This is a genomic window from Anaerolineales bacterium (genome assembly GCA_022866145.1).
In the GTDB taxonomy this organism is placed as follows: Bacteria; Chloroflexota; Anaerolineae; order Anaerolineales; family E44-bin32; genus PFL42.
Genome location: JALHUE010000493.1, coordinates 1 through 9,263 on the forward strand (window position 1 = coordinate 1; position 9,263 = coordinate 9,263).

Annotated in this window: 13 protein-coding genes, 1 tRNA gene and 1 other annotated feature; of the genes, 3 read left to right on the plus strand and 11 right to left on the minus strand. The window is 65.1% G+C overall.

Features of this window, described 5'->3' with window-relative positions; all coding sequences use genetic code 11:
- The first annotated feature begins 176 nt into the window (after positions 1 to 176).
- The 3 genes from MUO23_14310 (at position 177) to MUO23_14320 (ending at position 2,738) form a co-directional block, all read left to right on the plus strand.
- On the plus strand, positions 177 to 1,145 hold the full coding sequence (locus tag MUO23_14310; protein MCJ7514123.1) for a CPBP family intramembrane metalloprotease: 969 nt from the start codon (positions 177 to 179) through the stop codon (positions 1,143 to 1,145).
- Between the two features lie 127 nt (positions 1,146 to 1,272).
- Positions 1,273 to 1,983 carry a hypothetical protein gene (locus MUO23_14315; protein ID MCJ7514124.1) on the plus strand — a complete coding sequence of 237 codons (711 nt, stop codon included), beginning with the start codon at positions 1,273 to 1,275 and terminating at the stop codon, positions 1,981 to 1,983.
- Positions 1,983 to 2,738 (plus strand): transglycosylase SLT domain-containing protein, encoded by a 756-nt coding sequence (locus MUO23_14320; protein MCJ7514125.1) that lies wholly within the window; start codon positions 1,983 to 1,985, stop codon positions 2,736 to 2,738. Before MUO23_14315 ends, MUO23_14320 begins: the two co-directional genes overlap by 1 nt.
- A 177-nt stretch (positions 2,739 to 2,915) precedes the next feature.
- Here MUO23_14320 and MUO23_14325 read toward each other — a convergent pair whose 3' ends face one another.
- From MUO23_14325 to tuf, 11 genes are all read right to left on the minus strand, one after another.
- Positions 2,916 to 4,289 carry a HAMP domain-containing histidine kinase gene (locus tag MUO23_14325; protein MCJ7514126.1) on the minus strand — a complete coding sequence of 458 codons (1,374 nt, stop codon included), beginning with the start codon at positions 4,287 to 4,289 and terminating at the stop codon, positions 2,916 to 2,918.
- The gene (locus MUO23_14330; GenBank protein ID MCJ7514127.1) at positions 4,286 to 4,963 is read right to left on the minus strand and encodes a response regulator transcription factor; all 678 of its coding nucleotides are present in this window, start codon (positions 4,961 to 4,963) and stop codon (positions 4,286 to 4,288) included. The genes MUO23_14325 and MUO23_14330 overlap by 4 nt, the downstream gene beginning before the upstream one ends.
- A 208-nt stretch (positions 4,964 to 5,171) precedes the next feature.
- Positions 5,172 to 5,558 carry a 50S ribosomal protein L7/L12 gene (gene rplL / locus MUO23_14335; protein ID MCJ7514128.1) on the minus strand — a complete coding sequence of 129 codons (387 nt, stop codon included), beginning with the start codon at positions 5,556 to 5,558 and terminating at the stop codon, positions 5,172 to 5,174.
- A 65-nt stretch (positions 5,559 to 5,623) separates the two neighbouring features.
- Positions 5,624 to 6,154 (minus strand): 50S ribosomal protein L10, encoded by a 531-nt coding sequence (gene rplJ / locus MUO23_14340; GenBank protein MCJ7514129.1) that lies wholly within the window; start codon positions 6,152 to 6,154, stop codon positions 5,624 to 5,626.
- 15 nt (positions 6,155 to 6,169) lie between these two features.
- Positions 6,170 to 6,318: a sequence feature (ribosomal protein L10 leader region), on the minus strand.
- Between the two features lie 44 nt (positions 6,319 to 6,362).
- Entirely contained in the window at positions 6,363 to 7,073 is a 711-nt protein-coding gene (rplA, locus tag MUO23_14345) for a 50S ribosomal protein L1 (protein MCJ7514130.1), read from the minus strand.
- Positions 7,074 to 7,125: 52 nt separating this feature from the next.
- Complete coding sequence (gene rplK / locus MUO23_14350) at positions 7,126 to 7,551, minus strand: 50S ribosomal protein L11 (protein ID MCJ7514131.1); 426 nt, start codon at positions 7,549 to 7,551, stop codon at positions 7,126 to 7,128.
- A 71-nt stretch (positions 7,552 to 7,622) separates the two neighbouring features.
- Positions 7,623 to 8,168 (minus strand): transcription termination/antitermination protein NusG, encoded by a 546-nt coding sequence (gene nusG, locus MUO23_14355; protein MCJ7514132.1) that lies wholly within the window; start codon positions 8,166 to 8,168, stop codon positions 7,623 to 7,625.
- A gap of 374 nt (positions 8,169 to 8,542) precedes the next feature.
- Positions 8,543 to 8,746, minus strand: a complete 204-nt coding sequence (gene secE, locus MUO23_14360; GenBank protein ID MCJ7514133.1) for a preprotein translocase subunit SecE — start codon at positions 8,744 to 8,746, stop codon at positions 8,543 to 8,545.
- A 73-nt stretch (positions 8,747 to 8,819) separates the two neighbouring features.
- Positions 8,820 to 8,892, minus strand: a tRNA-Trp gene (locus tag MUO23_14365).
- Positions 8,893 to 8,911: 19 nt separating this feature from the next.
- Positions 8,912 to 9,076 (minus strand): 50S ribosomal protein L33, encoded by a 165-nt coding sequence (gene rpmG, locus MUO23_14370; GenBank protein MCJ7514134.1) that lies wholly within the window; start codon positions 9,074 to 9,076, stop codon positions 8,912 to 8,914.
- Positions 9,077 to 9,118: 42 nt separating this feature from the next.
- Positions 9,119 to 9,263 (minus strand): elongation factor Tu (gene tuf, locus MUO23_14375; protein MCJ7514135.1); only part of this gene is annotated, 145 nt, incomplete at its 5' end.

The following is a 9,263-nucleotide window of genomic DNA, read 5'->3' on the forward strand; positions in this document are numbered from 1 at the left end:
CAGCCGGGAGGCTGAGGCCTGCCTGTGGTCGAGCCCCCTCCCGGCAGCCTTCGGCACGCTTCCTGCAGGCAGTACTCAGGTCGTGCCCACCAAGTGCCTGACGGCCGGTGGCGCACCGACGAACGCTGAGAATTCGCTAAGTCAGGGTGAGGCATGATGGGAAGCGATTGCATCTGATGAAGCCCGCATCCGGCAGCCCCGTATCTTCCCGCCCCTGGTTCGCCGGAGTCTTCTTGTCGCCGGACGAGCCACGCTTGCGCGCCGGCTGGAGGCTGGTCCTTCAATCGCTGCTGGCGCTGGTACTGCTGTTCGCATTCACCCTGCCGATCGTGATCGGCCTGATGCTCGCCGGAGCTGGCAGTGTCGAAACCCTGCAGGGCTTCTTGCTGCTCAATGCTTTGCCATCGCTGCTGGGGATTGTCGCCTCGGTATGGATTGCCCGCCGGTTCTTCGATCTACGATCCTTCTCGTCACTCGGGCTTGACCTCACCCGGCGGGCGGCCCAGGATGTCGCTGCCGGGATTGCGATCGCAGCCGTGATGATGGGGGCGATCCTGCTGCTGGAGATCGCCATTGGTTGGACCCGCTTGGAGGGATGGGCCTGGCAAACCACTCCCGGGAGCCGGGTCATGCTTGAGCTGGTTGTGGCCCTGCTGCTTTTCGTCGCCGTCGGAATTCAGGAGGAGATCCTCAGCCGGGGGTACCACCTGCAGAACATCAAGGATGGCACCAACCTGTTGTGGGGGGTGATCCTATCCTCGGCAGTGTTTGCCGCCCTGCATATCGGCAACCCAAACTCGATCTGGTACGCCACCATCCTGGGCTTGTTCGCGGCGGGTGTGTTCCTGGCGTATGGCTGGGTTCGTACCCGCGCCCTCTGGCTGCCGATCGGGCTGCACATTGGCTGGAACCTCTTCGAAGGACCCGTTTTCGGCTTCCCGGTCAGCGGCCTGGCTACTTCCCGCCTGCTGGTCCACACCGTGAACGGTCCGCCTATTTGGACCGGCGGCGCCTTTGGGCCGGAGGCCGGCTTGATTATTCTGCCCGCCATGGTCCTGGGGAGCTGCTTGGTGTGGGCCTACACCCGCGGCCGAAGCCTCCGCCAGTCCGATGCCCCTACGCCTCGGCCCGCAGCTGAGGAGTAGCCGGTTTGTCTGCCCCCAGGTTGGCCACCCCTGCCCCAGCCGACACAGGACAGCCAGCATCTGGCGCTTGACGAAATAGAACAAGTGTTCTATCTTGATGCTAGTCTGCTCGTTTCGGAGGTGAGGCATGGCAACCTACGTTTCTCGGCAAGGGCCATCGATCAGCGAAAGTCTTCGCCAGCTGCCTGAGTCGATCGACAGGATCCAGCTCTCGCGCGGCTCGGCGGTCGGGGTGTTGATGCTCAGCGCCTTGGTGGCCTTCGAACTCTTCAACTTCAGCACGACCGAGTTTGCCCTGGCTGATCTCTTGGGGGACCTGGGTACGGCCGGCGTTCGCTGGGCGACCGTGCTGGCGCTCGCCTTCTGCGCCATGGATTTCGCCGGACTCGCCCGCCTGCTGACGCCGCTTAAGGGCGCCAGCCAGATCACGGAGCGCGGCTATCTTGTGGGTGCCTGGGCGTTGGCCGCGGCCATGAACGCCATTCTCACCTGGTACGCCGTCTCCCTTGCGCTCCTCAGCCACAGCGGGTTGGGGAGCGAGGTCCTCGGGCGTGAGGCCATGATTCGAGGCGTGCCGGTGTTTGTCGCCCTGCTTGTCCTGCTCGTGCGGGTGCTGATCATCGGCAGCTTCAGCCTTTCCGGAAGCCAACTGTTCAGCCAGGGCGAACGCCAGGAGGCGTTGCTGCGCCCGCTCACCCGGCGGCCGACCACCTCGGCCCCAGGCGAAAGCAGCGCCCACGGGCTGCACCGGAATGCGCCGCCTTCCCCGCCTTCCCCGGCCGCGACCCACACCCCGACCTTGCAGCGGATGTCGGCCCGGCCGACCCACAACCCGTAGTGCTCGCCAGACCGCACCCACTCCTCCCGTCCCTCCCGTCCCTCCCCGCACCGCTGCGGAGCGGTGCGGGGAGGCGGCCAAGGGAGATCCGGCTGGCCTGGGGCATTCCCCTGGCGATCACCGTACTCCTTTTTCTTGCAGGCCTGCAGGCCATCCGTGCCCTGCGCCCGGCCTGGTCGGCCCGGATTGAGTACTTCATCGCAGACGCCCGGGCCGAGCCTGCCTCGGATCCGCCGCCGGCTGCCGCTGTGGCGGATCTCCGGCTGGCAGCCTTCACGCCCGAGGTCCGCCGTTGGTCCGCCCACATCCTGCGCTGGGCCTCCGACTACGACCTGCCGCCCGAGCTCGTTGCGACCGTGATGCAGATCGAGAGTTGTGGTGCCCCGGGCGTGCGCTCACCCGCCGGCGCCGCCGGCCTGTTCCAAGTCATGCCATTTCACTTCGAAGCCTCCGAAGACCCGTTCGAAATCGAAACCAACGCCGCCAGAGGCCTGGCGTATCTGGCACGCGGCCTGGACCTGGCCGGCGGCCGTGCCGATCTGGCGCTTGCCGGGTACAACGGCGGACACGGACTGATTGCTCGCGATCCCGCAACCTGGCCGCGCCAGACACAACGCTATGTCCACTGGGGAACCGGTATCCTACAGGACGTCGAACGCGGCGGCTCCGCCAGCCCGACCCTGCAGGCGTGGCTGGATGCCGGCGGGAAACACCTCTGCCAGCGTGCGGCCGACACCCGTCTCGCCTCCGACTGACAGCTCCCAGCTCTTCCCAGGCCGGACTTCGTGGTCCCCTGTCGGGAAAACAAAGTGCGCCCGGCAGCAGCTGCCGAGCGCCCACGCCATGACCAGCCTTTCTCTTTCCCCGGCGTCCCGGTCCCGGGGTATCCCCCCAGTGACCGCCGGGCCGTCAATCCGGCGGGACCTCCGTTCTCAGGTGCAGGGCCCGCTCAGCAGCGGCAGCCACACCGCGAACGTGGATCCCCTCCCCGGCTCTGAGGCCACATCGATCCGGCCGCCATGGCTGCGCGTAATCCAGTAGGCGATTGAAAGCCCGAGACCTGCGCCCCCCAGCGCCGTGCGACGTCGGGACCGGTCCACCCGATAGAAGCGGCCGAAAATGTGCGGTAGTTCCTCCGGCGGAATGCCACTGCCTGTGTCGCTCACCGTCAGGCGCGCCCAATCCTGCATGCAGTCAAGGCCGATCGTCACCGTCCCGCCGGCCGGCGTGTGGTCGAGGGCATTCGCCACCAGATTCAGCACCACCTGTTTCAGACGGTCGCGATCCCCGCGCACCCGCGCCTGGTCTTCTCGCCCCAGGCGCAACTCGACCCCCTCAGGCGCCAGCACCTTCGCCTGTTGAAAGACCTCCAGCACCAGGGTGTCGATTTCGACCTCGTCCTGCGCCAGGGGTAGCTTCCCAGTCTCAGCTTGCGCCAGCAGCATCAGGTCCTTGACCATCCGCGTAAGGCGCTCGACCTCGGACGACACCGCCCGCAGCGTCTCCTCGTCGGCTTCCCCGGTCCGGGCGATCAGGTCAACGTTGCCGCGGATGGCTGTCAGCGGCGTCCGCAGCTCGTGCGACACGTCCGCCATGAACCGGCGCTGCGTCTCGAAGAGGGCGTCCAGACGCTCCAGGGTTTCATTGAAGGCCACAATCAGCCTGCCGACCTCATCTCTGGGCGCTCCCTCCAGCGGAATTCGCCGCGAGAGGTCATCGGCCCGCGTAATCTGCAGCGCGGTCTCGGTGACCTGATCCAGCGGCCGCAGCGCAGTCGACGCCGTGCTCCATCCGATAAGCGCCGCGCCGGCGACCGCCAGCACACCCCCGACGACCAGCACGAACAGCAGGGACTGGCGGGCGCGCACGACGGTCTCCAGCGAGCTGGCTAGCTGCAGGAAGCCAATCAGGTGGTCGTCGCTGACGGCATACAGCGGGTAGGTCAGGACGCGCAGAGGCGCGCCGTCAATCAGCATATTCGAGTAGCGCTTGGCCGGGGTCGTCAGCGCCTGGGCATCGAACGGACCGTCCATCATGGTCAGGTTCTGGGCGACCAGCGAACCCTGGGTGTCCCAAACCTGGACGAACACGTTCGAGGCCAGGTTCAGCGCCATCGGCGGCAGGACGATGCCCTCGATGTCGCGCTGAAAAGCCATGCGCACAACCTCGGCTGCCTGATCCAGCTGATCATCGACCTGCGATACAACCGTGTAGGAGAGCAGCAGGTAAACCGCGCTGCCGTAGAGCAGCAGCATGCCGGCCAGGACGGCCGTGTACCACATTGTGAGGCGAGCGCGTAGGGTCAAGCCTCTTCCCGCAGAACGTAGCCCACGCCGCGCACAGTGTGGATCAGGCGGGGGCCTCCACTGGCCTCGGTCTTCTGCCGGAGGTAGCGGACATACACCTCGATGATGTTGGATTCCCCGCCGAAGTCGTAGCCCCACACCCGGTCGTAGATCTGCCCCCGGGTCAGCACCTGGCGTGGATGACGCAGGAAGAGTTCGAGCAGCTCGTATTCCTTGGCCGTCAGGTCGATCGGATTCTCGGCGCGAAACGCCTGGTGGGTGCCGGTGTCCAGGCGCAGATCGGTGAAGGCCAGCACCTCTGGCCCTTCCGGCTTCGCCCGCCGTAGCAGGGCACGGATACGCGCCAGCACCTCGTCCAGGGCAAAGGGTTTGACCAGGTAGTCATCCGCCCCGGCATCTAGCCCCCGCACCCGATCCGAGATCGAATCCTTGGCGGTGAGCATCAGGATTGGGAGGCTGCCGGCGGAGCGCAAGCGGCGGCAGACCTCCAGCCCGTCCATGCCGGGAAGCATCCAATCCAGGATCACCAGGTCCGGCGGATCCTCCCGGGCGAGGTCGAGCCCGGCCGAGCCATCGGCCGCGGTCTCCACCTGGTAGCCCTCGTAGGCCAAACCCCGCCGCAGGAAGTGGAGGATCTTCTCCTCGTCCTCGATGACCAGTATCTTCTCGCGCATGGGTCCAACCCTCCCGGCGAATATACCATAACGACGGATCAGAGCTCCGGAGTGCGGCCTGGGAACAGCTCGCGCTATGCGGAGAACGGGCCCAACCCGTCCTCGACACAGCGCGAGGTGATGCTCCATGTAGGTGCCCCCGTCGCTTGGGTCCGGCTCCCGCAGCCGAGCGTAGCGGGGGCCCGCGCTCGGCGACGGCGGTTCCTGCTTACAGCAACTCGACCTTGGCCCCGGCAGCCTCGAGCTTGGTCTTGGCATCCATGGCCGCATCCTTGCCCGCCCCTTCCAGCACCTTGGGGCTGGCGGACTCCGCCATTTCCTTGGCATCGCTCAGGCCAAGAGTAGTGATCTGGCGAATGGCCTTGATGACTTCGATCTTCTTGGGACCAACATCCTTGATCACAACGTCGAATTCCGTCTTCTCTTCGGCGGCTTCAGCTGCCGCGCCCCCGGCACCCGCGCCCGGCATCATGGCGATCGCCACCGGGGCCGCCGCCGACACGCCCCACTTCTCTTCCAGCATTTTCGTCAGTTCCGCCGCCTCGAGGACCGTCAGCTTGCTCAATTCCTCGACCAGCTTCTCAAGATCAGGCATTTCAATACGCTCCTTGGTGTGATTCTCGTAGGGCTAAGTTGTTCAAGTTGCAGGCCTGCCAACGGTCACGCCGCGGCCGGCGCTTTCTCCGAATAGGCCTTGACCACCGAGGCCAGCTGCCGAACCGAGCCGGCCATCACGCCAGCGATGCGCGAGGCTGGCGCCATGATCACACCCAGCAACTGGGCGCGCAGGACCGGCATCGGCGGCAGGTCCGCCAGACGCTCGATCTCGGCCGCGCCGTAGGTCACGCCGCTTACCATCCCTCCCTTGACCTTGAGCGCCTCCGAGGTCCGGGCGGCATCGACGATGGCCTTGGCCACGGCCGGGACATCGTCCCCGGCAAAGCCTACGGCGGTCGTGCCCTGCAAGCCGCCGGCTGGGACGGAAATACCGGCCTCCTTCATTGCCAACTGCAGCAGCCGGTTCTTGACCACATGAAACTCACCGCCGTTCTCCCGAACTTTGCGCCGCAAGGCCTCCAGTTCGCTGACCCTGGCCCCGGAGAACGCGGTCAGCACGATCCCCTGGCTTCCCTTGAGGAGCTCGGCGTAGCGGGCAGCCAGCGCCAGCTTGCGTGCTTTCGAAATTGCCAACTTGCTCACCTCCTTCCGTACAACGAAAAGTCTCTGCTTCGCTCAAGATCGAAGCAAAGACTCCTTGCGCCTGACAAGCGCCCTCGTTCCGGGGAGTCTCCACCTCGGCAGGGGATTAAGTCCATGCGGACGCCTGCTGTCTTCGGCGAAGCCGTTCAGTTAGATGCCCCGGCCGGTTGCGCGGCTGGGGCTCATATTCTACCCCACCCTACATGGCTTGGGCAGCGTTGGGGTCCACTCGCACGCCCGGGCCCATCGTGCTGGTGACCGTCACCCGCTTGATGAAGGTTCCTTTGGCCGAGGCCGGACGCGCTTTCTTGACGGCTTCGAGCAGGGCGGCCATGTTCTCGTACAACTGACCTTCGTCGAACGAGGCCTTGCCGATCGGGACATGCAGATTCCCGCTGCGGTCGACGCGAAACTCGACTCGGCCCGATTTGAGTTCCTTGATCACTCGCGGCAGGTCCTCCGCCGGGACGACGGTCCCCGCCTTCGGATTAGGCATCAGGCCGCGCGGCCCAAGGATCTTGCCCAGCCCGGTCTTCCCGATCTTGCCCATCATCTCCGGGGTGGCGACAGTGGCGTCAAAATCCGTGAAGCCGGCTTTGATCTTCTCGATCATCTCCGAGTCGCCGATGTAGTCCGCCCCGGCATCGGTCGCGATCCGGGCCCCATCCCCTTCAGCGAAGGCCACCACCCGAACATTCCGGCCCAGGCCGTGCGGCAGCATGACGGTGTCCCGCACCTGCTGCTCGGCATGCCGCGGATCCACCCCCAGCCGCATGTGGACCTCGATCGTCCCATCGAATTTCGTATACGAGGTTTCGCGGGCAAGGCGCACCGCCTCCAGCGGGCCGTAGTCCTTGTCCTTCTCCACCTTGCTTGCTGCCAGATCGAATTTCTTGCCGTGCTTGGCCATTGGATCTCCTTGTGGTGCCAGCGGGCCGCCAGGGCAGCCCTCCCACGGTTCGTTAGCCTTCGACCACAATTCCCATGTTGCGAGCCGTGCCCTCGATCTGGCGCATCGCACCTTCCAGATCGATGGCATTTAGATCGCGCATCTTGACTTCGGCGATCTCCTGGATCTGCTGCCGCGTCACCTTGCCGACCTTGGCCCGGTTGGGCTCCGCCGACCCCTTCTCCAGCCCAGCCGCCTTACGCAGCAAGACCGGCGTTGGCGGGGTCTTCAGGATGAACGTGAACGACCCATCGGTGAAGATAGTGATCTCGGCCGGGATAATGTCGCCGGGCCTGGATGAGGTGCGGGCATTGTATTCCTTGCAGAACACCATCAGGTTGATCCCATGCGGCGCCAGGGCAGGCCCGATCGGCGGCGCAGGGTTGGCTTTGCCTGCCGCGATCTGCAGGCGGACGACGGTCTTGATCTTCTTCGCCACGGGTTTTCTCCTTCTGTGGTCCGAGCGGGCAGTTCGGGCTGCCCTCCCACTCTGGGCCGAACGGCCTGACCTCAGGCCTTCTCGACCTGCAGGAAATCCAGCTCCACGGGCGTATCACGCCCAAAGAACGAGACCATCACACGCACTTTCGCCTTCTCCATATCGATAGCGTCGACAGTCCCGATGAAGTCATTGAAAGGTCCATCGATGATACGAACCTTCTGGCCAGTCTTGAAGGTGACTTTCACCCGCGGCGCTTCTGCTTCCATCCGCTTGACGATCTGGGCTACCTCTTCCGGCCTCAAGGCGGTGGGCTCATTGCCCATGCCGACGAATCCGGTCACGCCGGGCGTGTTGCGCACCACGTACCAGGATTCCTCGCTCATCACCATCTGAACCAGGATGTATCCCGGGAATACCCGGCGCTCAACGGTGCGGCGCTTCCCGTCCCGCACTTCGAGTTCCTCTTCCGTTGGCACGACCACATCGAAGATCTTGCCTTTCATGCCCATGCTTTCGATGCGCTGCTCCAGGTTGTGGCGCACCTTGTTCTCGTAGCCTGAGTAGCAGTGCACGACGTACCAGCGGCGGCCGTCGTCCGGCTCCTCGGCCGGCAGCTGGTCGATGTCGGCGCTGGCCTCGGGCGTTGCCGGCGCCTCGGCGGCCAGAATGCCCGCGGGAGCAACGAAGGCTTCCGCCGCCACCTCGGCCGCCAGCCGGCCGACCTCAGCCTCGGACAGGTTGAAGCTGTAGGCAGCCTCGGGCGGACCCGGAAACGGCGCAACGGCCTCGGGCAGTGCGGCCGGTTCGGTCGGCTCATCTGCGGCAGGCGCATTCGCCCCCCCGACAGCCGGCCCGGCAATCGGCTCTTCCGCCAGCGAGGCGGTGTCCTCAGCCGTCTGGGCCTCAGGCTGGGTAGCCTCGGGCTGGGTAGCCTCGACTCCGATCAGATCCTCGGGCTCCAGGCCTTTGTTCTCTTCCATGGACTCGGTCACGCTCCCAGGGTGAGAATCCACCCGATCAACTTAGTGAACAGATAGTCGAGCGTACCGAGCACTACGCTCGAGATCGTTACAACGACCAGCACGATGATCGTCAACCGCCGCGCTTCCTGGCGCGTCGGCCAACTGACCTTGCGCAGCTCGGCGTTGCTTTCATGAATGAAACGCACGATACGGTTCGGCTGCTTTCTCACTACCTGTGCCTTCGCCACGTGGCCGCTCTCCATGTTCTCGATCGGGCGAACCGCCCGTCCGTCTTTGTTCAGGCAGGCCAGGCAGGAATCGAACCCACAACCCCCGCTTTTGGAGAGCGGTGCTCTGCCAATTGAGCTACTGGCCTGTGTGGCCCCTGCCGCGACCTACTTCGTCTCGCGATGCAGCGTATGCTTGCGGCAGCGCGGGCAGTACTTCTTGAACTCGATTCGTCCCGGGTCGTTCCGCCGGTTCTTCTCGGTCGTGTAGTTGCGCTCCTGGCAATCGGTGCAGGCCAAGGTCGTCACAGGTCGGGTGTCCTTCTTCGCCATTTGTACCTTCTAGATGCGATGTCGCAGCGACACCGTCTCTGTCTACTCCAGAATCTCGGTGATGGCGCCGGCGCCGACCGTCAGGCCGCCTTCGCGGATCGCAAACCGCGACCCCTTCTCCAACGCCACCGGCGTGATCAGCTCCACCGTCATCTTCACGTCGTCCCCCGGCATCACCATCTCTACC

What these genes read in the sequence shown, in the direction of transcription:
- MUO23_14315 (MCJ7514124.1), top strand. Translation starts at nt 1,273, where the DNA reads ATGGCAACCTACGTTTCTCGGCAAGGGCCATCGATCAGCGAAAGTCTT.
- rplL (MCJ7514128.1), bottom strand. Translation starts at nt 5,558, where the DNA reads ATGCCTGATCTTGAGAAGCTGGTCGAGGAATTGAGCAAGCTGACGGTC.
- MUO23_14330 (MCJ7514127.1), bottom strand. Translation starts at nt 4,963, where the DNA reads ATGCGCGAGAAGATACTGGTCATCGAGGACGAGGAGAAGATCCTCCAC.
- MUO23_14310 (MCJ7514123.1), top strand. Translation starts at nt 177, where the DNA reads ATGAAGCCCGCATCCGGCAGCCCCGTATCTTCCCGCCCCTGGTTCGCC.
- rpmG (MCJ7514134.1), bottom strand. Translation starts at nt 9,076, where the DNA reads ATGGCGAAGAAGGACACCCGACCTGTGACGACCTTGGCCTGCACCGAT.
- rplA (MCJ7514130.1), bottom strand. Translation starts at nt 7,073, where the DNA reads ATGGCCAAGCACGGCAAGAAATTCGATCTGGCAGCAAGCAAGGTGGAG.